25 protein-coding genes are annotated in these 24,795 nt (G+C 67.4%); 16 read left to right on the top strand and 9 right to left on the bottom strand.

The genetic code is table 11. The annotated features are described in order from the left end of the window. Window positions 1–46: 46 nt before the first annotated feature. Together dnaJ and Q9R22_RS08975 are read left to right on the top strand one after the other, a co-directional pair. Window positions 47–1,189: a molecular chaperone DnaJ gene (gene dnaJ, locus Q9R22_RS08980; protein WP_098053461.1), complete on the top strand. Its 1,143-nt coding sequence runs from the start codon at window positions 47–49 to the stop codon at window positions 1,187–1,189. After that, a complete protein-coding gene (locus Q9R22_RS08975) occupies window positions 1,186–1,947 on the top strand; it encodes a 16S rRNA (uracil(1498)-N(3))-methyltransferase (RefSeq protein ID WP_131332954.1) in 762 nt (253 codons plus the stop codon). Before dnaJ ends, Q9R22_RS08975 begins: the two co-directional genes overlap by 4 nt. A 22-nt stretch (window positions 1,948–1,969) precedes the next feature. Here Q9R22_RS08975 and Q9R22_RS08970 read toward each other — a convergent pair whose 3' ends face one another. Beyond that, the gene (locus Q9R22_RS08970) at window positions 1,970–2,926 is read right to left on the bottom strand and encodes a GerMN domain-containing protein (protein WP_131332953.1); all 957 of its coding nucleotides are present in this window, start codon (window positions 2,924–2,926) and stop codon (window positions 1,970–1,972) included. 144 nt (window positions 2,927–3,070) lie between these two features. Between Q9R22_RS08970 and Q9R22_RS08965 the strand changes: the two genes are divergently transcribed. The 8 genes from Q9R22_RS08965 (at window position 3,071) to Q9R22_RS08930 (ending at window position 12,392) form a co-directional block, all read left to right on the top strand. Then, window positions 3,071–4,156 (top strand): PhoH family protein, encoded by a 1,086-nt coding sequence (locus Q9R22_RS08965; protein WP_064845851.1) that lies wholly within the window; start codon window positions 3,071–3,073, stop codon window positions 4,154–4,156. A gap of 47 nt (window positions 4,157–4,203) precedes the next feature. Beyond that, window positions 4,204–4,659, top strand: a complete 456-nt coding sequence (gene ybeY / locus Q9R22_RS08960) for an rRNA maturation RNase YbeY (RefSeq protein ID WP_231885507.1) — start codon at window positions 4,204–4,206, stop codon at window positions 4,657–4,659. A gap of 52 nt (window positions 4,660–4,711) precedes the next feature. Next, window positions 4,712–5,761 (top strand): GTPase Era, encoded by a 1,050-nt coding sequence (locus tag Q9R22_RS08955; protein ID WP_064845849.1) that lies wholly within the window; start codon window positions 4,712–4,714, stop codon window positions 5,759–5,761. 250 nt (window positions 5,762–6,011) lie between these two features. Further along, window positions 6,012–7,466, top strand: a complete 1,455-nt coding sequence (locus Q9R22_RS08950; protein WP_311254174.1) for an LCP family protein — start codon at window positions 6,012–6,014, stop codon at window positions 7,464–7,466. 170 nt (window positions 7,467–7,636) lie between these two features. Then, window positions 7,637–9,391: a 2-isopropylmalate synthase gene (gene leuA, locus Q9R22_RS08945; RefSeq protein WP_131332951.1), complete on the top strand. Its 1,755-nt coding sequence runs from the start codon at window positions 7,637–7,639 to the stop codon at window positions 9,389–9,391. Between the two features lie 91 nt (window positions 9,392–9,482). Then, window positions 9,483–10,241, top strand: coding sequence for a DNA repair protein RecO (gene recO / locus Q9R22_RS08940; RefSeq protein ID WP_131332950.1), 759 nt, complete (start codon window positions 9,483–9,485; stop codon window positions 10,239–10,241). Between the two features lie 79 nt (window positions 10,242–10,320). Next, complete coding sequence (locus Q9R22_RS08935) at window positions 10,321–11,112, top strand: isoprenyl transferase (RefSeq protein ID WP_131332949.1); 792 nt, start codon at window positions 10,321–10,323, stop codon at window positions 11,110–11,112. Between the two features lie 185 nt (window positions 11,113–11,297). After that, complete coding sequence (locus tag Q9R22_RS08930; RefSeq protein ID WP_131332948.1) at window positions 11,298–12,392, top strand: quinone-dependent dihydroorotate dehydrogenase; 1,095 nt, start codon at window positions 11,298–11,300, stop codon at window positions 12,390–12,392. 72 nt (window positions 12,393–12,464) lie between these two features. On the opposite strand, the gene Q9R22_RS08925 is transcribed toward Q9R22_RS08930, so the two are convergent. Beyond that, window positions 12,465–13,097, bottom strand: a complete 633-nt coding sequence (locus Q9R22_RS08925; RefSeq protein WP_085106043.1) for a DUF3043 domain-containing protein — start codon at window positions 13,095–13,097, stop codon at window positions 12,465–12,467. A gap of 105 nt (window positions 13,098–13,202) precedes the next feature. Between Q9R22_RS08925 and Q9R22_RS08920 the strand changes: the two genes are divergently transcribed. The 5 genes from Q9R22_RS08920 to Q9R22_RS08900 all read left to right on the top strand — a co-directional run bounded on the left by Q9R22_RS08920 (window position 13,203) and on the right by Q9R22_RS08900 (window position 18,343). Continuing rightward, complete coding sequence (locus Q9R22_RS08920; RefSeq protein ID WP_131332947.1) at window positions 13,203–14,615, top strand: dipeptidase; 1,413 nt, start codon at window positions 13,203–13,205, stop codon at window positions 14,613–14,615. Window positions 14,616–14,700: 85 nt separating this feature from the next. Further along, a complete protein-coding gene (locus Q9R22_RS08915) occupies window positions 14,701–15,069 on the top strand; it encodes an iron-sulfur cluster assembly accessory protein (RefSeq protein WP_035961960.1) in 369 nt (122 codons plus the stop codon). A gap of 334 nt (window positions 15,070–15,403) precedes the next feature. Then, window positions 15,404–16,210, top strand: a complete 807-nt coding sequence (gene coxB, locus Q9R22_RS08910) for a cytochrome c oxidase subunit II (protein WP_082943121.1) — start codon at window positions 15,404–15,406, stop codon at window positions 16,208–16,210. Between the two features lie 10 nt (window positions 16,211–16,220). Then, entirely contained in the window at window positions 16,221–17,942 is a 1,722-nt protein-coding gene (ctaD, locus tag Q9R22_RS08905) for a cytochrome c oxidase subunit I (protein WP_064845201.1), read from the top strand. After that, window positions 17,939–18,343, top strand: coding sequence for a cytochrome c oxidase subunit 4 (locus Q9R22_RS08900; protein ID WP_064845200.1), 405 nt, complete (start codon window positions 17,939–17,941; stop codon window positions 18,341–18,343). Before ctaD ends, Q9R22_RS08900 begins: the two co-directional genes overlap by 4 nt. A gap of 102 nt (window positions 18,344–18,445) precedes the next feature. On the opposite strand, the gene Q9R22_RS08895 is transcribed toward Q9R22_RS08900, so the two are convergent. From Q9R22_RS08895 to Q9R22_RS08885, 3 genes are all read right to left on the bottom strand, one after another. Continuing rightward, window positions 18,446–18,775: a hypothetical protein gene (locus tag Q9R22_RS08895; protein ID WP_207387825.1), complete on the bottom strand. Its 330-nt coding sequence runs from the start codon at window positions 18,773–18,775 to the stop codon at window positions 18,446–18,448. After that, a complete protein-coding gene (locus Q9R22_RS08890; protein ID WP_207387824.1) occupies window positions 18,772–18,978 on the bottom strand; it encodes a hypothetical protein in 207 nt (68 codons plus the stop codon). Before Q9R22_RS08890 ends, Q9R22_RS08895 begins: the two co-directional genes overlap by 4 nt. A gap of 200 nt (window positions 18,979–19,178) precedes the next feature. Then, window positions 19,179–19,622 (bottom strand): VOC family protein, encoded by a 444-nt coding sequence (locus tag Q9R22_RS08885; RefSeq protein WP_131332946.1) that lies wholly within the window; start codon window positions 19,620–19,622, stop codon window positions 19,179–19,181. 224 nt (window positions 19,623–19,846) lie between these two features. On the opposite strand from Q9R22_RS08885, the gene Q9R22_RS08880 reads away from it, so the two are divergent. Further along, window positions 19,847–20,299 carry a hypothetical protein gene (locus Q9R22_RS08880; protein WP_131332945.1) on the top strand — a complete coding sequence of 151 codons (453 nt, stop codon included), beginning with the start codon at window positions 19,847–19,849 and terminating at the stop codon, window positions 20,297–20,299. Window positions 20,300–20,406: 107 nt separating this feature from the next. Here Q9R22_RS08880 and Q9R22_RS08875 read toward each other — a convergent pair whose 3' ends face one another. The 4 genes from Q9R22_RS08875 to Q9R22_RS08860 are packed head-to-tail and all read right to left on the bottom strand — an operon-like array spanning window position 20,407 to window position 24,726. Then, window positions 20,407–22,074 carry a ubiquinol-cytochrome c reductase cytochrome b subunit gene (locus Q9R22_RS08875; RefSeq protein WP_098053450.1) on the bottom strand — a complete coding sequence of 556 codons (1,668 nt, stop codon included), beginning with the start codon at window positions 22,072–22,074 and terminating at the stop codon, window positions 20,407–20,409. Beyond that, window positions 22,074–23,180 (bottom strand): ubiquinol-cytochrome c reductase iron-sulfur subunit, encoded by a 1,107-nt coding sequence (locus Q9R22_RS08870; RefSeq protein WP_131332944.1) that lies wholly within the window; start codon window positions 23,178–23,180, stop codon window positions 22,074–22,076. The genes Q9R22_RS08875 and Q9R22_RS08870 overlap by 1 nt, the downstream gene beginning before the upstream one ends. Before the next feature lie 58 nt (window positions 23,181–23,238). Next, complete coding sequence (locus Q9R22_RS08865; protein WP_098053448.1) at window positions 23,239–24,030, bottom strand: c-type cytochrome; 792 nt, start codon at window positions 24,028–24,030, stop codon at window positions 23,239–23,241. Between the two features lie 57 nt (window positions 24,031–24,087). Then, entirely contained in the window at window positions 24,088–24,726 is a 639-nt protein-coding gene (locus tag Q9R22_RS08860; RefSeq protein WP_131332943.1) for a heme-copper oxidase subunit III, read from the bottom strand. Window positions 24,727–24,795 lie beyond the last annotated feature (69 nt).

The raw sequence follows: 24,795 nt of genomic DNA, 5'->3' as shown, positions 1-24,795 counted from the left end.
CGCCCCGCTCGACCGTAGAACCGACGAAAGAAGAAACGACGACATCGTGAGCGATCACTACGAAACCCTCGGCGTGAGCCGGGACGCCAGCGCCGAAGAGATCAAGCGCGCCTACCGCAAGAAGGCCCGCAAACTCCACCCGGACGTGAACCCCTCACCCGAGGCCGCCGAGGAGTTCAAGCGCGTCTCCCACGCCAATGACGTCCTCTCCGACCCGGACAAGCGCCGTGTCTACGACGCCACAGGCAACGAGAACGGCACGGACACCGGCTTCGGCGGGGGCTTCCCCGGCACGGGCTTCGGCTTCTCCGACATCTTCGAGACGTTCTTCCAGGGCGCGGGAGCCGGTGGCCAGCGCGGCCCCCAGTCCCGCACCCGCCAGGGCCAGGACGCCCTGATCAACGTGCGGATCTCCCTCAAGGACGCCGTGTTCGGCATGGAGAAGGACATCACGGTGGACACCGCCGTCGTGTGCCCCACGTGCCAGGGCACGTGCTGCCAGCCCGGGACGAGCCCCGTGACGTGCACCATGTGCCGCGGCTCCGGCCACATGCAGTACCAGCGCCAGTCCATCCTGGGCATGGTCACCACCCAGGCCCCGTGCTCCCAGTGCAACGGCTTCGGCACCGTCATCGAGAGCCCGTGCCACGAGTGCTACGGCGAGGGCCGCGTGCGCGACCGCCGCCCCCTGACCGTGAAGATCCCCGCCGGCATCCAGTCCGGCAACCGCATCCGCCTGAGCGGCCAGGGTGAGGCCGGCACCGCCGGCGGACCCAACGGCGACCTCTTCGTGGAACTGAAGGTGGACCCCGATCCCACCTTCCTCCGCGAGGGCGACGATCTCCACGCCCGCCTGCGTATCCCCATGACCGCCGCCGCGCTCGGCACCACCGTGAGCCTCGAGACGTTCGACGGCGCTCGCACGGTGGACGTCGATCCCGGCACCCAGTCCGGTGCGACCGTCACGCTCGACGACCTGGGTGTCACCCACCTGCGGGGCAAGGGCCGCGGGGACCTCAAGGTGCACTTCGAGGTGGAGACCCCCAAGGACCTCTCCTCCGAACAGCGCGAACTGCTCGAGCAACTCGCCGAGCTGCGCGGTGAGGAAGCAGCGGACGGTACGACCGTGAACACCAACCACTCCGGTGGGTTCTTCTCCCGGTTGCGGGACCGGTTCAACGACCTGTGACCAACCCCGTCTTCCACGTCCCCGCCGAGGACCTCTTCCGGGCGCACCCGGGGGAGGTCCTGGACATCGCAGGTCCCGAGGCCAAGCACGCGGTGACCGTGCGGCGCCTGCGCGCGGGGGAGGCCCTGGACCTCGTGGACGGGCACGGCACCCGTGCGGTGTGCACGTTCGACTCCGGGGCCAAGGACCGGATGAGCGTGACCGTCCACGAGATCCACCACGATGCCGCGCAGCAACCGGAGTTCACGCTGGTGCAGGCACTCGCCAAGGGGGACCGGGACCTGCAGGCCGCGGAGGCCGCCACCGAACTCGGGGTCTCCCGGGTGATCCCGTGGCAGGCGGAGCGCAGCATCGTGCGCGTCCACGCGGACCGCGCGGCCAAACTCATGGCCAAGTGGGACTCCACCCTGGCCGCGGCGGCCAAGCAGTCCCGGCGCGCCCGCTGGCCCGAACGCGGTGACTGGGTGGACACCGCGGGTCTGGCCCGGCTGATCGCTGCAGAAACCGAGACGCTGTGGCTCGTGCTGCATGAATCGGCGAGCCCACGTTGGTCCACCCCGGACGTGACCCGGTGGGGTGATCGGTCCCGGATCGCGGTGATCGTGGGCCCAGAAGGGGGGATCGGTGACGGAGAGCTCGAGGCGTTGTGCGCTGCCGGTGCTCAGCCGATGCGCCTGGGGACCGCTGTCATGCGATCGTCCACCGCGGGACCCGCGGCACTGGCCGCGCTGCACGCGGTGCTCGGGCTCTGGGACTGACCCGGGACCCAACGGGGAGGGCTCAGTCCCCGGCGCGCACCGTGATCGTGTGATCGTCGGACACGGTGGTGCCGGAATCGTCCGTGCCGCTCACGCGCACGGTGTACGTCCCGGGGTCGAGCGTGACACTCGTGCGTAGTTCCGTGCCCGTGGTCGGATCCGAGCCGGGGGAAGCGGGTGCGATGTTCCCACTGTGCACGACGCGGTCGTCCTCGAGCACCTCCCAGAGGGCGTCACGCACCGAGGGCAGCACGCGGGCGAAGACCGTCACGGGGCTCTTGGGTTCCGCCCCGGTCTGGGGGTCGACGAGCCACACGGGCGCGGCCAGTGCGGGGTCACGCGTGAGCGGGGCATGAAGTTCCACGGCTCCGAAGGCCTTGTACCCGCTCTGCCCGTTCACGAGGACCCGCACCTCCTTGGCCGTGGACGAGTCCAACAGCCCGGCGGTCACGGCCGCCGCGGAGACCGTGTACACCATTTGCTGCAGTGCGACCCGCGCGTCCTGCGGGGAGAGTTGGGAGGCGAACGCGGCGGCGGGCAGGTCCACGGTGATGGTTCCGTCCGGGGACACGGAGGTGCCCACGGTGTCCACGGCGGACCACAGGGACCGGTAGTCCGGGTCCGCGGGGGTGGCCGAGGTGACCATGAGCGCCGCCTGGGCCACGGGGTCGGTCGTGTCCTGGGAGGTCGGGGTGCGGAACTCGCGGAACAGGTAGCGCGATTGGTCCCCGGTGCCTACCCAGTACACGGGGGCCTGTTCGGTGGCCACGCCTTCCATCGCGGTGTCCGTGTTCATGGGCGCGGAGGCGATCCCGGGGGCGGCTTCGGAGTTGTGGTCCGGTCGGTCGGCGGCGGTCCCGCACGAGGCCACGACCGCGGCGAGCGACACGGCGAGCGCCCCCGTCGCGGCGCGCCGAAGTCCGCCGGGCGCGGTGGCGCGACGACGCTGCGGCTCGGTCGTTCCTGCGGGATTTTTCACGGCTACACAACTTACCCACCGGAAGCCACGGGCGCTAACGTCGCACGTGGATCCGGGCGGACCGTTATTGGATTGCAACCTGCGGCGTGCGAGCCCGTCGGTCCCGGCGGGTCCGGGTCCGCGCGCACCGGTAGGCTGGACCCGATGAGCGAACCAACCGAAGGGACCGAGGCACTGAGCACTCCGCCCACCGAACGAACCCGCGTCACCGTGCACGTACCGGATCGGGAGACCGCCGTCCGGACCTTGGGCCACGGGGACGCGACCTTGCGTCTGCTCGAGCAGCAGTTCCCGGCCGTGCGGATGACCGTGCGGGACCTGGATGTGGCCCTCGAGGGGCCCGTGATCGACACCCGCCTGGCCGCCTCCCTGCTCGAGGAACTTCTCGCGATGGCGCTGCGCGGCACCGAGATCACTGAACGCACGGTGCTGCGCGTGGCCCGCATGATGCGTGACGCCCAGGACCTGCGCCCGTCGAGCGCGCTGTCCACGAGCATCCTCTCCACCCGCGGCAAGACCATCCGGCCCAAGACCGTGAACCAGAAGACCTACGTGGACGCGATCGACGAGCACACCGTGGTCTTCGGGATCGGGCCCGCCGGTACCGGCAAGACGTACCTGGCTATGGCCAAGGCCGTGCGCGCCCTGCAGGCCAAGGAGGTCAACCGGATCATTCTCACGCGTCCCGCGGTGGAGGCCGGCGAGCGACTGGGCTTCCTCCCGGGTTCGCTCAACGACAAGATCGATCCCTACCTGCGTCCCCTCTACGACGCCCTGCACGACATGATGGACCCCGAATCCATTCCGCGGCTCATGGAGGCCGGGACCATCGAGGTCGCCCCGCTGGCCTACATGCGCGGGCGCACCCTCAACGACGCCTTCGTGATCCTCGACGAGGCCCAGAACACCACCCCGGAACAAATGAAGATGTTCCTCACCCGTCTAGGCTTCGGCTCACGGATCGTGGTCACCGGTGACGTGACCCAGGTGGACCTGCCCGGGACCACCAAGTCCGGACTGCGCCAAGTCCAACACGTGCTCGGGAAGATCGACGACATCGCGTTCTGCGAACTGACCTCCGCGGACGTGGTGCGCCATGAACTCGTGGGCGAGATCGTGGCCGCCTACGACCGGTTCGACACCACCAACCGCCACCGCGTGGAACGAGCCCGCCGCAAGGACGAACGCCGAGCGGCGTCGTCCGAGCGCACCGGGGGAGACACCCCGTGAGCGTGGCCTTCGACCTGCCGTGGGACACCCCCGCCGAACAGGCCGAGCTGCCCACTGCCTACCGCGCCGTGGACACCGACCAGCTCGAGGCCCTCGTGGACCTCGCCTTCACCCGCTGGCACCTGCACCCCGACACCGAGGTCAGCATCGCCGTGGTGGACGAGACCCGCATGGCCGAACTGCACGAACAGTGGCTGGACCTGCCCGGAGCCACCGACGTCATGTCCTTCCCCATGGACGAACTGCGCGAGGGCACCCCCGACGACCCTAGCCTGGGCGTCCTCGGGGACGTCGTACTGTGCCCACCCGTGGCCGAACGCCAGGCCGCGGCCGCCGGCCACAGCACCCAGGACGAACTGTGCCTGCTCACCACCCACTCCCTGCTGCACCTGCTGGGCCACGACCACGCCCACGAGGACGAACGCGCCCGCATGTTCACCGCCCAGCGCTCGCTGCTCGAGGAGTTCCTGGGCCGGGACGCGCCCGTGGAGACCATGACGTGAGGCGCCGCACCGCCTCCGACCCCCGCACCGACTGAACGACCGAGGACCCGCGATGACCCAGCCCACTGAACAGCCCGCTGACTTCCGCGCCGGTTTCGCCGTGTTCGTGGGCCGGCCCAACGTGGGCAAGTCCACGCTGACCAATGCGCTCGTGGGGCGCAAGGTCGCGATCACGTCCAACCGTCCGCAGACCACGCGGCACACCATCCGCGGGATCGTGCACCGCACCGACGGTCAGTTGATCCTCGTGGACACCCCCGGCCTGCACCGTCCGCGCACGCTGCTCGGTCAGCGGCTCAACGACGTCGTGGCCCAGACCCTGGGTGAGGTGGACGTGATCGGGTTCTGCGTGCCCGCGGACCAGAAGGTGGGCCCGGGGGACCGGTACATCGCCCAGCAGGTCGTCGCCGCCGTCGGGCGCACCCCCGTGGTCGCGATCGTGACCAAGGCGGACCTCGTCCCCCAGCAGCGCCTCGCCGAACAGCTCGTGGCCGTGAGCGAGCTCGGGCGCGAGGTCGTCACCGAGGAGCGCGCCCAGCGCGACGCACGACGACGACGTCGCGACGCGGCGCCGTCCGCCAAGGGCACCGGCGGTCGCCCGGCCGCGCAGCGCACCGAGGACACGCCGGCCGGATGGGCCCACGTGATCCCCGTGAGCGCGGCGGACGGCTTCCAGATGGACGAGATCGCCGAGCTGCTCGTGTCGCTGATGCCCGTCTCCCCGCCCCTGTACCCGGAAGGGGACCTCACCGACGAGCCGGAGGTCACCATGATGGGCGAACTCATCCGCGAGGCTGCGCTCGAGGGCGTGCGGGACGAACTGCCCCACTCGCTCGCCGTGGTCGTGGACGAGGTCTCCGAACGTGAAGGCCGCTCACCCGACAACCCCATGCTGGACGTCCACGCGAGCCTGTACGTGGAACGGGACTCCCAGAAGGCCATCGTGATCGGCAAGCGCGGTGCGCGACTGCGCGAGATCGGAACGCGCGCCCGAGCCCAGATCGAGTCTCTACTGGGCACCCGGATCTACCTGGACCTGCACGTCAAGGTCGCCAAGGAATGGCAACGGGACCCCCGACAGCTGTCCAAGCTCGGGTTCTGACCGGACACACACCACACGTCAACCCGGCGCCGTAGCCTGACCCACCAGTCAGGGCCGCACGCCCCCCGATCCGAGACCCCAGGAGACGTCACCGGTGGATCCCAGCTCAGCACCACGCCGGAGCCGCCGGAGTTCGCGTACGAGCGCGCCGTGGAGTACGCACCCCGCCCGCCGCACGGATCGCGACGGCGAGGCGTACGACCTGCGCCAGACCGGACGTCATCACCGCGCCCATGTCCACCGCTCCTCGGTGCGCAGGATCGCCGTGATCCTGGCCGTGTTCGGGCTCCTGGCCGTACTCGGCATCGGCGGGATCGCCGCGCTGCGCCTGACCGGCAACCTCACCTCGAGCCCCCTGAACCTCTCCGACGGTACCGAGAACGTGGACGACGGCCCCCTGGACATCCTCGTCATGGGCTCGGACACTCGCCACGGTCAGGGCAACAGCGAATACGGCAGCGAGGACGACGCCGAGGGCCGCACCGACGTCATGATGCTCGTGCACGTGACCGCGAACCGCGACGCCGTCACCGTGGTCTCCTTTCCCCGGGACCTCATGGTCAGGATCCCGCAGTGCACGGACCCCAAGAGCGGCACCGTGTACCCGGCCACGACCGGGATGCTCAACAGTGCGGTGGAACACGGCGGCCCTGGGTGCACCGTGGCCGCGATCAACCGACTCACCGGCGTGAACATCGACCACTTCATGCTCGCCGACTTCAACGCCGTCAAGGAACTCTCCAGCGCCGTGGGCGGCGTGCAGGTGTGCGTCAACGAACCCGTGGATGACCCCAAGTCCGGGCTGCGCCTGCCCGCCGGGATCTCCTCCGTGGAGGGCGAACAGGCACTCGCGTTCCTGCGTTCCCGCGCGGCGTTCGGCAACGGTGGGGACGAGGCCCGCATCCGCTCGCAGCAGTCGTTCCTGGCGTCCCTCACGCGCAAGATCCAGGCGGACGGGACGCTCACCAACCTCCCGCAGCTCTACCACATCGCCGAGGTGATGACCCAAAACCTGCACGTGGACCAGGGGTTGACCTCCATCCCCACCCTCGTGGGCATGGCCGGTGCGCTCAACGGCATCGATCCCGGCCGGATCGCGTTCGTGACCGCGCCGTCCGAGCCCTACCCGCAGGACCCCAACCGGTTGCAGCTGGACGAGAAGGCCGCCGAGCGGCTCTTCGAGACCCTGCGTCGGGACGTGTCCGTCACGGAGGCCCGCGACGCGCCGTCGGCGTCCCCCGGGCCCTCCCACGCGATGGGGGAGACCGCCACCCCCGCGCCGAGTGCCGCGCACCCCACGGAGCCGGCGGCATCGCCCACCGCGACCGGCCCCGCCGTGGACCCGTCGCTCGTGCCGATCACGGTGAGCAACCGCACGGACGCCGGGGGCCGGGACTACCAGCTCGTGAGCGTGCTCGAACGCGCCGGCTACGACCAGGCGCGTACCGCGTCCTCCGGCACCCAGCTCGCGGCCACGCAGATGTTCTACAACCCCAACTGGGCGCTGGCCGCGGACGACGTCGCCGCTGTCCTGAACGTCTCACCGAGCCAACTCGTGGCGAGCTACGACGTGCCCGGGATCGAGGTCGCGGTGGGCCAGGACTTCCGTAGCGGTGACACGATGGACCGCAACGCCGCCCTGCCCGACGACCTGCAGGGCCAGACCGCGGAGCAGTTCACGTGCCAGGAGACCGCGGCGGGGTAACGATCCGGTGTGCCGGCGACCTAGTGGTACGTTGGATCACATGCGGCAAGGGATGACGCTACTCCTGCTTACGTGCCGCAGCGGGGCCTGAACCGATCCTCACGGCCGACCACCCGCTGCGGAGTTCCGTGGTGCCGGCCCACAAGCTTCTGATCGAAAGGCCCCGTCCCATGAAGAATTTGCAGCGTCCCTCCGGAATGCCCGTCCACAAGTACACCCCGTACCACCAGAACTTCCCGTTCGACATGTCCGACCGCACGTGGCCGGACAAGGTGGCCACCACGGCCCCGCGCTGGTGCGCCGTGGACCTGCGGGACGGAAACCAGGCGTTGATCGACCCCATGGACTCCGAGCGCAAACTGAAGATGTTCCAGTTGCTGGTGAAGATGGGCTACAAGGAGATCGAGGTGGGCTTCCCGTCCGCCTCGCAGATCGATTTCGACTTCGTGCGCACCCTGGTCGAGGGCGACCTGATCCCGGAGGACGTCTCCATCCAGGTGCTCACGCAGTCCCGCGAGCACCTGATCGAGCGCACGTACGAGGCGATCGAGGGCGCACCGCACGCGATCGTGCACCTGTACAACTCCACGTCCACCCTGCAGCGACGCGTGGTCTTCGACCGCGACATGGACGGCATCGTGGACATCGCCCTGACCGGTGCCAGGTTATGCCGCAAGTACGAGGAACAGCTCAAGCACACCGACGTCACGTACGAGTACTCCCCGGAGTCCTACACGGGCACCGAGCTCGAGTTCGCCGCGCGGATCTGCAACGAGGTCGCCGAGACCTTCGAGGTGGGTGACGGTCGTAAGATGATCATCAACCTGCCCGCGACCGTGGAGATGGCCACTCCCAACATCTACGCCGACTCGATCGAGTGGATGGGCCGGCACCTGTACCACCGCGACGACATCATCCTGTCGCTGCACCCCCACAACGACCGCGGGACCGGTGTGGCCGCCGCCGAGCTGGGCTACCTGGCCGGGGCGGACCGGATCGAGGGGTGCCTGTTCGGCAATGGCGAGCGCACCGGCAACGTGGACCTGGTGACCCTGGGGTTGAACCTGTTGACCCAGGGCGTGGACCCGCAGATCGACTTCTCGGACATCGAGGAGATCCGCCGCACGGTGGAGTACTGCAACCAGTTGCCCGTGCCCGAGCGCAGCCCGTACGGCGGTGACCTGGTCTTCACCGCGTTCTCCGGTTCCCACCAGGACGCGATCAAGAAGGGCTTCGAGGCCATGCAGCGGGACTCGCAGGAGCGGGGCGTGGACATCGATGACATGGAATGGGCCGTCCCGTACCTGCCGGTCGACCCCAAGGACGTGGGCCGCAGCTACGAGGCCGTGATCCGCGTGAACTCCCAGTCCGGCAAGGGTGGCGTGGCCTATCTGCTCAAGAGCGAGTACGGCATCGACCTGCCCCGCCGGGCCCAGATCGAGTTCTCCGGGGTCGTGCAGAAGTACACCGAAACCTCGGGCTCGGAGGTCACCGCGCAGCAACTGTGGAAGATTTTCACCGACGAGTACCTGCCCGCCAAGGACGGCGGCGGCGAGCTGTGGGGTCACTACCGCATCACGTCCATCTCCACCCATGCCGAGGACGAGGGCAACACGGTCCTGGAGATCGGCCTGGACGTGGGCGGCGAGCACCACGAGCGCGCCGCGCACGGCACCGGGCCCATCGACGCGCTGATTCAGCTGTTCAACGCGGAAGGCGTGGACGTGCGCCTGCTGGACTACACCGAGCACACGCTGTCCGCGTCCGCGAACGCGCAGGCCGCGAGCTACGTGGAGCTCGCCGTGGGTGACCGCGTGCTGTGGGGTGCGGGGATGGACAACAACACCACGCGAGCGTCCCTGAAAGCCGTGATCTCTGCGGTCAACCGCGCCGTGCGTGACGCGCAGTTGGCCCAGCAGGACTGAGCGCGCTCCTTTCCTTCTCCGACGACTCCGCTGCGGGCACCCGGATGCGCCGCAGCGGAGTCGTGTCCGGGGTAGGTGACACAATGACCCGATGGCCCGTTCAACCTTCGCATCGCGCAGCTATCGGGACGACGCCGTGGTGCTGCGCACCTACGACCTCGGTGAAGCGGACCGGATCGTGATCCTGCTGACGGCCGAGAACGGCCAGGTCCGGGCGGTGGCCAAGGGGGTGCGGCGCACCACGTCGCGGTTCGGTGCGCGCCTGGAACCCTTCCACGTGGCCCAGGTGCAGCTCGTGCACGGACGGAACCTGGACATCGTGTCGCAGGCCATCGGCAAACGGGCATACGGGCAGAGCATCGTGGCCGACTACGAAAGATACACCGCCGCGGCGGCCATGGTCGAGACCGCGGAGAAACTCACCGCGGACGACTACGACACCGCAGCCCAGCACTACCAGTTGCTCGTGGGAGCGCTGTCCGCCCTCGCGCGTGGTCTGCACGAGCCGGGGCGCATCCTGGACTCTTATCTGCTACGCGCCGTGGCCCTGGCCGGTTGGACGCCCAGTTTCGTGGACTGCGCACGGTGCGGGGCTCCCGGGCCCCATCGCTCGTTCTCCGCGGCCCTCGGCGGTGCGGTGTGTCCTCAGTGCCGTCCGCCGGGATCCGCCGCGCCCAGTGCGGCCACGTTCGTGTTGCTGGACGGGCTGCTGCGCGGGGACTGGTCCACGATCGACGCCGCCGACACCAAGACCGCGCGCGCAGCTGCCGGGTTCGTGGCGGCGTACATCCAATGGCACATGGAGCGCACGGTGCGTTCTCTGGCCCTCGTGGATCGAGGGGACGGCTGAGGCGGGGAGTGCCCGCCACTCGGTGGGAAGTTCTAGGGTGGGGGAGGACCACCCCGTCGCTTCTCGAAAGGATCCCCGCATGAGCCGCTTCGCCCCGCCGCCGCCCCATCCCAGCGGTGCCACGGTGCCCGCCCTGGATCGCGATGCCATTCCCCGACATCTGGCCCTCGTGATGGACGGCAACGGCCGCTGGGCCAACGACCGCGGACTGCCGCGTACCGAGGGGCATCGGGAGGGTGAGCGAGCCCTCATGGAGGTCGTCGCGGGAGCCATCGACCTGGGGATCCCGTACGTGTCCGCGTACGCGTTCTCCACGGAGAACTGGAAACGGTCCCCGGCCGAGGTCGCGTTCCTGATGAACTTCACGGGGGACGTGATGTCCCGCCAGCTACCCACGTTCAAGGAATGGGGGATCAAGGTGCGGTGGGCAGGGCGGCGCCCCCGCCTGTGGAAGTCCGTGATCAACCGACTGGAGACCGCGGAGCGCGAGACCCAGGACAATGATGTCATCACGCTGACCATGTGCGTGAACTACGGCGGTCGCGCGGAGATCGCCGACGCCGCGGTCGCGATGGCTCGGGACGTCCAGGAGGGGCGGCTCACGCCCGGGTCGATTACCGAGGACATGGTCCAGCGGTACCTGGATGAGCCCCAGTTGCCGGACGTGGACCTGTTCCTGCGGTCCTCGGGAGAACAGCGGCTGTCCAATTTCATGCTGTGGCAGTCCGCATATGCGGAAATGATGTTCCTGGATATCCTGTGGCCGGACATGGACCGCCGTGTGCTGTGGCGTGCGGTAGAGGATTACGCTCACCGCAACCGACGATACGGAGGAGCGATGGATCAGACGACCCCGGCCACGGGGGAGTAACCACCGGATGGGTCCTCAGTATCTAGAGTTTCAACTGAATATTGATACTTATAGTTCGAGTTGAGATTGAGACTGTATCTAACCTGAACTCGTCTTCCCGTCGTATTGGCGCCCACTTGGCGTACCCGCCGGTGATGCGCCCGAGGTGGTCCGGGAGCGGGCATCCCGTGTGAAAAACTGGCCCCATGCGCGTGTACCCCGCTTTCTTCAATCTCGTTTTCTCCTGGATGGACCCGGAACTCGCCCACACCGTGGGGTTCGCGGGGATCAAGCTGGCCCGCCGTGTGGGCCTGGGGCGGGTGCTGCACCGCCTCACCCGCCCGGATCCGGGCAACGAGGTCCATGTCATGGGGCTCACCTTCCCGTCCCCATTCGGTCTGGCCGCGGGTTTCGACAAGGGCGCTACCGGTACCCACGCGTTGACGGACCTCGGCTTCGGCCACGTGGAGATCGGCACGGTCACGGGCCAGGGTCAGCCGGGCAATCCCCGTCCGCGGCTGTTCCGCCTGGTCGAGGATCGCGCCGTGATCAATCGTATGGGCTTCAACAACGACGGCGCGGAGGCCGTGGCCCCGCGAGTGGCCTCGGCACTGCAGAGCCTCGCCCAGGACGCCGCCCGTACGCATCGTGCGCGCCCCGTGGTGGGCGTCAACATCGGCAAGACCAAGGCCGTGGGTCTCGAGGACGCCACGGACGACTACGTGCGCAGCACCCGCGTGCTCGCCCCGTATGCGGACTACCTCGTGGTCAACGTCTCCTCCCCGAACACCCCCGGACTACGCCAACTCCAGGAACTCGACGCGCTGCGACCGCTGTTGCGAGCCGTGCGGGAGGAAGCGGACCGGGTCACGTCGTGGCACGTGCCGCTGCTCGTCAAGATCGCCCCGGACCTCGCGGACCAGGACGTCCTCGCGGTCGCGGACCTGGCCCGGGACTTGGGGCTGGACGGCATCGTCGCGACAAACACCACGATCGCCCGCGACGGGCTCGGTCTGCGCAGCGACGCACAGGACGTGATCGCGTGTGGAGCCGGCGGACTCTCGGGGGCGCCCCTGCGGCGTCGTTCCCTCGAGGTGCTCAAGCTGCTGCGAGGTCACGTGGGGGAGGACCTCGTGCTCATCTCCGTGGGAGGCGCCACGAGCGCCCGGGACGTGATCGAGCGACTGGACGCCGGTGCTTCCCTGGTGCAGGGCTACACTGCGTTCCTGTACGAGGGGCCGTTCTGGGCGGCGCGGATCAACCGCGGCCTGCGCCGTGCCGCACGGCGCACCCCGCACTGAGGACCCACGGAACCGATGGAACGAGGGGCCGGCCCATCATGGTGGGCCGGCCCCTCGCGGGTTCTGCGGGTATTACTCGGGACGCTCGCCCCGGCGCACCTGCGGCTTGGGCAGGCGCATGCGGCGCATCGTAAAAGTACGCATCGCGGCGTACCAGCGGGTGCCGGGCTGGACGGTGCCGAACGTGCGGCGCAGTGCCGCGTGCAGTCGGTTGGACATGATGATCGCGTCGATCACGCACAGGATGATGTAGCCGTACACGACCCAGATCAGTGTGATGGCCACGGACTGCACCGGCAGGAACATCAGGACCAGGATCAGCAGCAGGAAGATCAGCACGTACTCGCCGATGTTGAACCGGGAGTCCACCCAGTCCCGGGCGAAACGGCGCTGGGGCCCGGCGTCCCGCGGGCCCAGGTAGCGTTCGTCTCCGGCGGCCATGCCGGCCTGTGCCTGGGCGCGCCGTTCCCGTTCTGCGATCCTGGACTCGGCTTTGGCGGCCTTGCGGTCCTCCGGGATCAGGGGTCGGCGACGCGCGGCCTCCTGCTCCTTGCGGGTGGGGGTGGGGCGGCCTTTTTTGCCCTCGGGCGTCCTCCCGCCACCGGGCTGCCCACCGCGGTCGGTGGGCACGGCGGGATCGGCCGTGGCGCGCGCGCCCACGGCTGTGGATCCCGAGGATTCAGCTGACTTCTTGCGTCGAAACACCCGACAAGCCTACCGGAGTGCCACGACGTCGCCGCGCGCGTGACAGGAGGCAACCGAACGGGCTTGCCACGGTGCGCGCCGAGCTCCCGCCGTTAGGCTGGTCCCATGGCCACTGACTTCACACGTCCCAGCTCCGACACCGTCGATGCCCTCCGGGCGAGCGTGGACGGTTCCCGGGACATCCTGCTGGAAGAACTCGGCTCCCTCGTGGCGATCCCCGGCATCGCGTGGGACTCGTTCGACGCTGCCGACCTCGAGCGCAGTGCCGAGGCCGTGGCCGGTCTGCTCCGGGGCCTGCCTTTCGACAGCGTGGAGATCCTGCGCGAGCCCCGCGGGGACGCTGCGGGGCACCCCGCCGTCGTCGCTCGCAAGGCCGCGGCACCCGGGTACCCCACGATCCTGTTGTACGCCCATCACGACGTCCAACCCCCGGGCAAGCGTGAACTGTGGAACACCGAGCCGTTCGAGGCCGTGGAGAAGGACGGTCGGCTCTGGGGTCGCGGCGCGGCCGACGACAAGGCCGGCGTTATGGTGCACGTGGGCGCGCTGCGCGCGTTCTTCGAGCGCATCGGCGAGCACCCGGGCCTGGGTGTGACCGTGTTTATCGAGGGCGAGGAGGAGGCCGGTTCGCCCGGTTTCGAGGACTTCCTGGCCGCGCACCGGGACAAGCTCGCCGCGGACGTCATCGTGATCGCGGACTCCGCGAACTGGGAAGTGGGCGTCCCGGCACTGACGACGAGCCTGCGCGGCGTCGTCGGAGGGATCGTGGAGGTCAGCGTGCTGGACCACTCGGTGCACTCCGGCATGTTCGGCGGGCCCGTTCTGGACGCACCCACGCTGCTGTCGCGACTGATCGCGACCCTGCACGACGACGACGGCGCCGTGGCCATCGCGGGGCTGCTGAGCGAGGACGACACGGACGTGGACTACGACGAGGACCGCTTCCGCGAGGACGCCGGCGTGTTGGACAGTGTGCAACTTGCCGGGCGCGGCTCGATCTCGTCGCGGCTGTGGACCCAGCCGGCGCTGTCCGTTACGGGGATCGACGTCACCGATGTCGCGACCGCCTCCAACACCATCGCGGCCACCGCGCGCGCCAAGCTGAGCCTGCGAATTGCTCCTGGCCAGGACGAGCGGGAAGCGGGGGAGGCGCTGCGCAAGCACGTGGAGGACAACGCCCCGTTCGGCGCGCACGTGAGCTTCGCACTCGAGGAGACCGGCCCCGCCTTCCGTGCGGACACCGGTGCCGTGAGCTCGCAGATCGCCCTGTGGGCCTTCGAACAGGCGTGGGGGCGCCCGGCCGTCACGGCGGGGATGGGCGGATCCATCCCCTTCACCGCGACCCTCACCCGGGCGTACCCTGAGGCACAGATCCTGATCACCGGTATCGAGGACCCGGACACCCGGGCCCACAGCGCCAACGAATCCCTGCACATCGGGGACTTCCTGCACGCCGTCACCGCCGAGGCCCTCGTGCTCGCGGCGCTGGCCCAACAGGGAGAGCGCAGCACGGAATGATTCCCCGCGCCGGCGCGTTCCACCAGGCAGAAGGGATCCACCGAACCCGGGGTCGCAACCCCGCGTCGCACAGAAAGTGAGCACCATGAGCGTCACCACCGACAACGAGACCACCCAGGACATGCCCACCCACGAGGTCCTGCTCACGGACACCGCGGCCCAGAAGGTCCGCGACCTGCTCGAGCAGGAGGGGCGCACCGACCTGCGGTTGCGCGTCGCCGTGCAGCCGGGCGGCTGCTCCGGGCTGATCTACCAGCTGTATTTCGACGAGCGCGTCCTCGACGGCGACCACGTCCGCGGCTTCGACGGCGTGGAGGTCATCGTGGACAAGATGAGCGTCCCGTACCTGAGCGGGTCCACCGTGGACTTCGAGGACTCCATCTCTAAGCAGGGCTTCTCGATCGACAACCCCAACGCGCAGGGCTCATGCGCGTGCGGTGACTCGTTCCACTGATCGATCGCACCGAACAGGGGTGCGTTCGGATCCTCAGGGGGTCCGTGCGCACCCCTTTTCCGTGCCCGCTCGAGGGGCTCATCGGTGCACGTAGGGGAGGGGATCGGCGGGGTCTGCGGACGGCCCCGCTCGCGACACGGCGCGCTGACACAGTGTCAGCGGATCCGGGGGCGGAGGGGTAAGCTTCCTAGGGAGAACCATCCACGGGCAACGCGTCCATTGTGCCCACGCGCAGGACCGATGCGGAACCCACACACACAAAGAGGAAGGGCCGTCTGTGAGTTCGCAAACTCGAACCGGCAGCCGCCGCGGCCGAGCGCTCAAGGCCTCGGCAGTGGCAGTCCTGGCGACGATCTCGCTCACCGCTTGCTCGGAGCAATCGAAGCTGGGCTTCTTGCCCACCGAACGGGGCACCACCGACAACGCCGATCAGGTCATCGACTTGTGGATCGGGTCGTGGATCGCGGCGCTCGGCGTGGGTCTCGTGGTGTGGGGTCTGATGCTCTGGTGCATGGTCGCCTACCGGCGTCGTAAGAACGAGACCGGCTACCCCCGCCAGCTCGCGTACAACGCCCCGCTGGAGATCTTCTACACGATCGTCCCGATCGCCCTGATCGTGACCCTCTTCTTCTTCTCGTTCCGCGCGCAAACGGCCATCACGGACCGCTTCGAGAACCCGGACGTCAAGATCCAGGTGTACGGCAAGCAGTGGGCGTGGGACTTCAACTACCTGGACGACAACGTCCACTACCAGGGCATCCAGGCGCACCTCACGGGCGAGCCCGGCGTCGAGGAGACCCTGCCCACCCTGTACCTGCCGGCCGACAGCAAGGTCGAGCTGGAGATCACGTCCCGCGACGTCATCCACTCGTTCTGGGTGCCCGCCTTCCTCGAGAAGATCGACATGATCCCGGATCGCACCAACTACATGAGCTTCACCACCGGCCGCGAGGGTACCTTCGCCGGCAAGTGCGCCGAGCTGTGCGGTGAGTACCACTCCGAGATGCTCTTCAACGTGGCCGTCGTGAGCCAGCAGGAGTACGACGCCCAGATGCAGCGCCTGCGCGACGAAGGCAACACGGGCATCCTCGGGGACGAGTACAACCGCAACCCGAACCTCAACGAAACGTCCAACAACTAGGGGATAGGCAATGTCTACGCTCGAATATTCGCGGGACGACGCGGCCACGACCGCACCCCGCGTTGTCCCACGGTCCAAGGGCCGGGTGATCGTCAACTGGCTCACCTCGACCGACCACAAGACCATCGGGTACATGTACCTGATCTCGTCCTTCATCTTCTTCTGCGCCGGTGGCGTGATGGCTCTGCTGATCCGCGCCGAGCTCTTCCAGCCGGGCATGCAGATCCTGGAGACCAAGGAACAGTACAACCAGCTGTTCACCATGCACGGCACCATCATGCTGCTGATGTTCGGCACCCCGCTGTTCATCGGTTTCGCCAACGTGATCGTGCCCCTGCAGCTCGGTGCGCCGGACGTGGCCTTCCCCCGTCTGAACGCCCTCGCGTTCTGGTTCTTCCTCTTCGGCTCGCTCATCGCGGTATCCGGGTTCATCTCCCCGCAGGGCGCGGCCTCCTTCGGGTGGTTCGCCTACGCGCCACTGAACAGCACGACATTCAGTCCGGGCGTTGGTGGTGACCTATGGGTCTTCGGCCTGGGCCTGCAGGGCTTCGGCACCATCATGGGTGGCGTGAACTTCATCACGACCATCGTGTGCATGCGTGCGCCGGGTATGACCATGTGGCGCATGTCCATCTTCACCTGGACCACGCTGATCACCTCCATGCTGATCATCATGATCTTCCCGCCGCTGGCCTCCGCTCTGTTCGCGCTGGGTATGGACCGGCGACTCGGCGGCCACGTGTTCGACGCCGAGAACGGTGGCGCCATCCTGTGGCAGCACCTGTTCTGGTTCTTCGGTCACCCCGAGGTCTACGTGTTGGCCCTGCCGTTCTTCGGCATCGTCTCGGAGATCGTCCCGGTGTTCTCCCGCAAGCCGATCTTCGGGTACAAGGGTCTCGTCTTCGCGACCATCGCAATCGCGGCGCTGTCCGTGACCGTGTGGGCGCACCACATGTACGTGACCGGCGCGGTGGCCCTGGGCTTTTTCTCCTTCATGACCATGATGATCGCGGTGCCCACCGGCGTGAAGTTCTTCAACTGGATCGGCACCATGTGGCAGGGGTCGCTGACGTTCGAGACGCCCATCCTGTGGGTGCTCGGCTTCCTCTTCACCTTCCTGTTCGGTGGTCTCACGGGCATTATCCTGGCGACGCCGCCGCTCGACTTCCACGTCTCCGACACCTACTTCGTGGTGGCGCACTTCCACTACGTGATCTTCGGAACCATCGTGTTCGGCATGTTCGCGGGCTTCTACTTCTGGTGGCCCAAGTTCACCGGCAAGATGCTCAACGAGCGGATCGGCAAGATCCACTTCTGGCTGCTGTTCGTGGGCTTCCACATGACGTTCCTGATCCAGCACTGGCTGGGTGTGGACGGCATGCCGCGTCGTTACGCCGACTACCTGCCCGAGGACGGGTTCACCTGGATGAACCAGTTCTCGACCATCGGTTCCATGCTGCTGGGCGTGTCCATGATCCCGTTCTTCTGGAACGTGTACACCACCCACCGCAACGCCAAGAAGGTGGAAGTGGACGACCCGTGGGGCTTCGGTGGTTCCCTCGAGTGGGCCACCTCCTGTCCGCCCCCGCGTCACAACTTCACCTCGTTGCCTCGGATCCGTTCCGAGCGCCCCGCGCTGGATCTCCACCACCCGGAGCTCTCGGCGTTCTCCAGCCAGCAATATGAGGCCGAGACCCCCCTGGTGGGCGGCACCGGAAGGAACGGACGATGAGCGCAACTATCAAGACGTTCCTGCTGCTCGGTGTGTTCTGCACCGTGGTGGGCCTGGTGTACGGATTCGTCACCGAGTTCCAGGAACTCGCCGGATTCCCCGCACTGTTGGCCGTGGCCGCAATGAGCTTCATGCTCGTGGTCTACCTCTGGCTCGTGCAGCGCTCCACCGGGGGCACTCTCCCGGAGGACCGCGAGGACGGTGAGATCGTGGAGATGTCCGGTGACTACGGGGCCTTCTCCCCGTGGAGCTGGTGGCCCCTGCTGCTCGGCATCGGCTCGGCGCTGTTCGTGACCGCGCTGGCGGTCGGCTGGTGGATCATCGGCCTGGCGGTCCCGGTGGCCGCTCTCGGTCTGCTGGGCCTGGTCTTCGAGCACTCCCGCGGGGAGCACGCTCACTGATCAGCATCGGCTGACCATACGACGAGGCCCGCACCATCATGGGATGGTGCGGGCCTCGTCATATCTCCCAACCGGGGCAGGGTTCGCGATCAGCCCCGAGCCTTACGGGCGGGGTTCCGGCATCGATACGCGCGTCGTGCAGCCCTCAAGGTAGTGGTGGCCGGCGGGGATGCTCTGGAGCTCGACGAGCATTCCCCTCGGTGCCTTGACGTGGACCGACCCTTCGCCCTCGGAGTCCGCATAGCGGCTGTTCTCGTGCACCTCGCTGAGGGCCTGGCCACCGCCCGCCACGAGGCGCGCTGGCGCGGAGTCGATGTCGTCGCAGTAGAAGCCCATGTAGTTCAACCCCAGATCTGTCAGACCGGCCTCGGCGCTCTGCTGTCCACTGATCTCGAAGACCTCCAGGTTGGGACCGTTGCCGATGCGGATCATGCCTTGCTTGTGGATCGCCGCGCCCTCGGGTAGGCCGAGTCGACGCTCGACTTCCGCCCTCGGCGTGGTTCATCGTCCGCGGTCAGGCCGTCGTACACGACCCCGGCACCGAGTCTGTCGACGATGAACCGGGTGGTGGCGTCGAGATCGGGCGCGGTGACGCCGATGTGCTGGATACCGCGCGGGAGCATTGGTGAAGTCATGTCCTCATCCTAGGTGCCCCCAGTTCGTCACAGCAGGTGGCCTCGGGCAGGGGGTCGGGTGATTGCGGCGCTGGCTGCGGCAGGTGCGGCGACTGGGCGGCTCTTGCGCCTGGCATCGCGTCATGCGATGGAACCGCACCATGGAACCCGGTGGGGTACTGCCCCAGGGCGCGTCTCAGCGGCGTCATAACTCGGAAGGATCAATGCCCTACCTGACTCGCCAGCGCCACGATGATGCCCTCGGGGCCGCGTAGGTAACAGAGGCGGTAGACGTTTTCGTAGTTGGCGACCTCGCCCAGGACTTCGGCGCCGTGGCTGCGGAGGCGGGCTATGGTGTCGTCGATGTCGTCGACCGCGAACATGATCCGGTGCAGCCCTACGGTGTTGGGCGCCGGGGCGCGTGGATCCGGCTTGACGAGCGCCGGGGAGTGGTAGGTGGTCAGCTCCACCCGGCCGTGGCCGTCAGGGGTGCGCATCATGGCGATCTCGCTTCGAACCCCGTCCATGCCCAGGGTCTGGTCTGCAAAGAGCCCCTCTATGGGTGTTCGTCCTTCCAGCTCCATGCCCAGTTCGGTGAAAAAGTCCACGGCGCCGTCAAGGTCCTCCACCACGACGGCCACGTTGTCCATTCGCTGAATGCCCATGAATCAAGCCTAGATGTATCGACCCTCGGCGACGGCGGACCGGGCGAGGGCGGGTCCACGGCGGCCATTGGGTACACCTTGCGTCTGACACCGTGTCATGGGGTGGAATGGTTCCATGGAATCCATAGGGGAGCTGTCGCAGCGCACGGTCGTGTCCCGCCGCATGCTGCGGCACCGCCGGACATCGGCGAGAAGTCGGCCCCACGGAAAGCGAATGAGGCGCGATGGCACGCGAGGTCGCATTGGTCGGATTGCCGGAACTCGAGCTTCACGGGGTTTCGGATGCGGTGCGGGACGAGACCGAGATCCCGGAGGCCGTGGCTCGCCTCTGGCAGCGTCTGGGCGTCCACGGCGCTGATCGGCCACGGGATGTCCAACTCTGCTACGACGGCACGCGTGACGGCACCCTGATCAGGGTCACGGTGGCCGTGCGAGAGCCGGTGTCGGGCACCCGCCCCATAACCTTCCCCGGGGCCGACGTGGCGGCTGTTGTGCGCCTGGGGGACCGGCCGGTCGATACCGGAGACGCGTGGCTAGTGCTGGACACGGAGCTCCGACGTCTGGGCCTGGCGGCAGTCGGACCGTACCGTCAGACCTTCCACACGGATGGGAGCGTCACCCTTGCCGTGCCCGTCAGCTCCGCGCCCCCGTGTGCGGATCCCGAGGTCGGCGGGTAGGGCCGCATCCGGCACGCTCGGCGCTCGAGGCATACAGAAGGGCCCGTCCAGATCAGGTGATCCGGACGGGCCCTTCGTGGAGGAGATCGAGTGCGTGGGCCTGGGGCCTACTTCTCGATCTGCGCGCTGTGCGAGCCGGCGCCGACGCTGGCGGGCTCGGCGTCGTGATGACCGTGAGCCGCTTCCAGCTCGGCGGGCGTCACGGGGGCCACACGGTCCTCGAAGAAGATCCGGCTCAGACCGCCGCGCATCTTCTCACTCGTCGTGACCTTGCCCTTGGCATTGGCACGAGCGGGTTGGACCTTGCGGTCCTCGAAGTTCACGAGCTTGTAGCGACGGTATTCATCCAGGGGCTCGTGGACCTCCACGAACTCACCGTGGGGCAGGGCCTGGATGCGGCCCGACTCGCGGCCGTGGAGCACGATCTCCCGGTCCTTGCGCTGCAGGGACAGGCAGAAGCGGCGGGTGATGATGAACGCCAGGATGGGGCCCAGGAAGTACAGGGCTCGCAGCCAGTAGATGACGTCGTTCACGGCCACATGGAAGTGGGTGGCGATGAGGTCACCGCTGGCCGCGATCATCTGGACGGCGTAGAAGGTGACGCCGGCGGCGCCCACGGCGGTGCGGAACGGCGCGTTACGCGGACGGTCCAGGATGTTGTGCACGCGGTTGTCGCGGGTCACCCAACGCTCGATCCACGGCCACGCGAACATGACACCGAACATCAGGGCCATGGGGATCAGCGGCAACAGAATGGCCAGCGGAACCGCCAGACCGAAGATATTGACTTCCCACGAGAAGGGCCAGTGACCGGGCATCAGGCGCAGACCGCCGTCGGAGAAGCCCATGTACCAGTCGGGCTGGGAGCCAGCCTGCACGGGGGAGGGATCGTAGGGACCGTAGTTCCAGATCGCGTTGATCGTGGTGGTCGCGGCGATGGCGGCCAGGATGCCGAACACGATGAAGAAGAATCCACCCGCTTTCGCGGCGTAAATGGGACCCACGGGGAAGCCCACCACGTTGTCCTCGGTGCGACCCGGACCGGGGAACTGAGTGTGCTTGTGGACCACGACCATGAACAGGTGGATCACGATCATCATGAGGATCAACGCGGGGATGATCAGCACATGCACGATGTAGAGGCGACCGATGATCGCGTGGCCGGGGAACTCGCCACCGAACATGAACATGGAAATGTAGGTGCCCACGATCGGGACGGCCTTGGCGATCGCGTCCGCGATGCGCAGACCGTTACCGGAGAGCACGTCGTCGGGGAGCGAGTAGCCGGAGAAGCCGGCCACGATCGCCAAGATGAAGAGCACGCAACCCACGACCCAGTTCAGCTCACGCGGGCGGCGGAACGCGCCGGTGAAGAACACGCGCAGCATGTGCACGGACAGCGCCATGACGAACAGCAGCGCGGACCAGTGGTGCAGCTGCCGCAGGAAGAGGCCGCCGCGGATGTCGAACGAGATGTGCAGGGTGGAGGCGTACGCCCCGGACATCTCGACACCCTGCATGGGGACGTAGCTGCCGTTGTAGGGCAGGGACGTCATGGTGGGGTCGAACCAGAACGCCAGGAAGGTGCCGGACAGCAACAGGATGATGAAGCTGTAGAGGGCGACCTCACCGAACATGAAGGACCAGTGGTCGGGGAAGACCTTACGGCCGAACTCCTTGACCATCGCGGAGGCGCCCACGCGCGTGTCCACGAAGTTGGCGATCCGGCCCGTGGTGGTCGTGGGGCGGTATTCGAAGTCTGTTGATGTGGACATTAGTTCGCCTCATCCTGCATGTCTTGGACGGCGAAATCGCGCTGCGAGTAGGTCGGTCCCACGGGCTCGTGGAAGTCGCTACGGGCAACGAGGTAGCCGTCGGAATCAACGGTAATGGGCAGCTGCGGCAGGGGGCGGGATGCCGGGCCGAAGATGACCTCGCACTCGTTCGTGAGGTCGAACGTGGACTGGTGGCACGGGCACAGCAGGTGGTGCGTGTGCTGCTCGTACAGGGCGATCGGGCAACCCACGTGCGTGCAGACCTTGGAGTAGGCGAAGATGCCGTCCACGTTCCAGTCACTGCGCTCGGGGGAGACGTTGACGTCCTCCGGGGCCAGTCGCATGAGCAGGACCACGGCCTTGGCCTTCTCGTCCAGGTAGCCCTCTTCGTGGCTCAGGCTGCTGAGGTTCTCCGGGACCACGTGGAACGCGGAACCGAGAGTCACGTCGGACGCCTTGATGGGGGTACCGGAGGGATCGCGTACCAGACGCACGCCCTCGTCCCACATGGTGTGGCGCAGGACCTTGAGGTCGGTGGGACCGAGGTCCTTGAGCAAACCCACGAAGGGGAGGGGCATGAGCACTGCGGCGCCGATCAGCGTGTTGCGCAGCAGCGGGCGGCGCCGCACACCGGACTCGTCGTAGATGGTGTTCAGGATGCCCTGCGCCTCGGCGCGGTCCTCTTCCGGGCGCAGGTCGTGGCGCATCTCCACGATCTCGTGGTCCGGCATGAGGGTACGGGCCCAGTGGACCACCCCGATACCGATGCCGAACATGCCGAGGGCGATACCGAGGCCCAGCAGCAGGTTCTGCAACCGCAGCTGCGCGGTGGGCTCGGTGTTGACGGCGTCGTACAGAGGACCGTCCACGCGGATACCGAAGTACGCCACGAAGAACAGGATGGATCCAATGATGGAGAGCAGGAACAGCAGGACCACCTGGTGTTCAGCTCGCTTCGCGGCCTTGGGATCTACGTCCGTCACGCGGGGGCGGTGCGGTGGAAGCCCCGGGTTGGGGAAGTTTTCCGTGCCCGTTCCGTCCGAGGTGACAACCGCCCCGCTCTTGTGGGGAGTGCCGTCACGATGGTCGCCCATGTGGTCCCTCATTCTTCTCTTGGTGCTGTGAATACTGTTTCGGGTGCCGGTGGGTACCGGCGGGGCGCTCTCAGGCGGAGCGCGAGGTCAGCCACACGGTGAAGCCGATGACGATCACCAGGCCGATGGTCCAGATGAACAGGCCCTCGGACACGGGGCCCAGGGAGCCGAGGCTGAAGCCACCCACGTTGGTGTTGTTGTCGAGGGTCTTCAGGTACGTGATGACGTCCCGCTTCTCCTCGGGGGTGATGTTGGCGTCGTTGAACACCGGCATGTTCTGCGGGCCGGTCTGCATGGCCTCGTAGATGTGCTTTTCGCTCACGCCCATGAGGGAGGGGGCGAACTTGCCGCGGGTCAGGGCACCGCCCTGGCCAGCGGCGTTGTGGCACATGGCGCAGTTGGCCAGGAACACCTTGGCGCCGTTGGCGGAGTTGCCCTCGCTGATGTCGAGGTACTCCTCCTCGGGGACGGAGGGGCCGGCGCCCAGGGAAGCCACGTACGCGGAGAGCTGCTTGGTCTGTTCGTCGTTGAACTGCTGCGGCTTGACCTGCGCCTGGGGGCCCTGCATCTGCATGGGCATACGGCCGGTCCCGACCTGGAAGTCGACGGAGGAAGCGCCCACGCCGATCAGGGAGGGACCGGTGTTGGTGCCCTGGGCCTGCATGCCGTGGCACGTGGAGCAGTTGGCCAGGAAGAGCTTCTGCCCCTCCTCGACGTCCTGAGCCGAGTACGTGGTGGTGTCGGCCTTGGCTTCATTGGTGGTTGTGGCAACTGCGTAGAGTCCACCGGTCAGAAGCAAAGCCATGACCAACAGCGCGAGGGCTGCCATGGGATGGCGGCGCTTTTGTGAGAGTGCCTTCACGTCAAACGTTCCTTTTACTCGGTTCTAGAACTTGGATGGGCCAACGGTCCTGGGGGCCTACTTGATGAAGTAGACCAGCACGAACAGGACGATCCAGACCACGTCGACGAAGTGCCAGTAGTAGGAGACCACGATGGCCGAGGTGGCCTCGTAGTGACCGAAGCGCTTGGCAACGAAGGCGCGGCCCATGATGAACAGGAATGCGATCAGGCCACCGGTCACGTGCAGGGCGTGAAAACCGGTGGTGATGTAGAAGGCGGAGCCGTAGGCGTTCGCGGCGATCGTGATGCCTTCGGAAACGAGAGCAACGTACTCGTAAACCTGCACGGACACGAACACGGCGCCCATGAGGAAGGTCAGGGCGAACCACTCAGTCATGCCCCACTTGGTGAACTGGAGGATGCCGCCGGTGCGCCGGGGCTGGAGCCGCTCGGCGGCGAAGACGCCGAACTGGCACGTGACGGAGCTCAGCACCAGGACGATGGTGTTGGCCAACGCCAGGGGCACGTTGAGCAGCTGTGTGTTCTCGTGCCAGACCTCCGGGGAGGTGGCGCGCAGAGTGAAGTACATGGCGAAGAGTCCGGCGAAGAACATCACTTCGGAGGACAACCACACGATGGTGCCCACGGAAGTGAGGTTGGGGCGAGTGATGGTCGCGCCCACCGGTTTGGCTGGGGTATGAGTCGCAGTTGTCACAGAGACATTATGTCGCCAAAACTCCCGGCGAACCAACCACCACGGCCTCCGCAGCGCATCGTGTCGCGT

The organism is Kocuria sp. PD6 (genome assembly GCF_031844145.1).
GTDB lineage: Bacteria > Actinomycetota > Actinomycetes > Actinomycetales > Micrococcaceae > Kocuria > Kocuria marina.
Note: the sequence above shows the minus strand (reverse complement) of the source record. Positions and strands in the feature narration are given on the sequence as shown.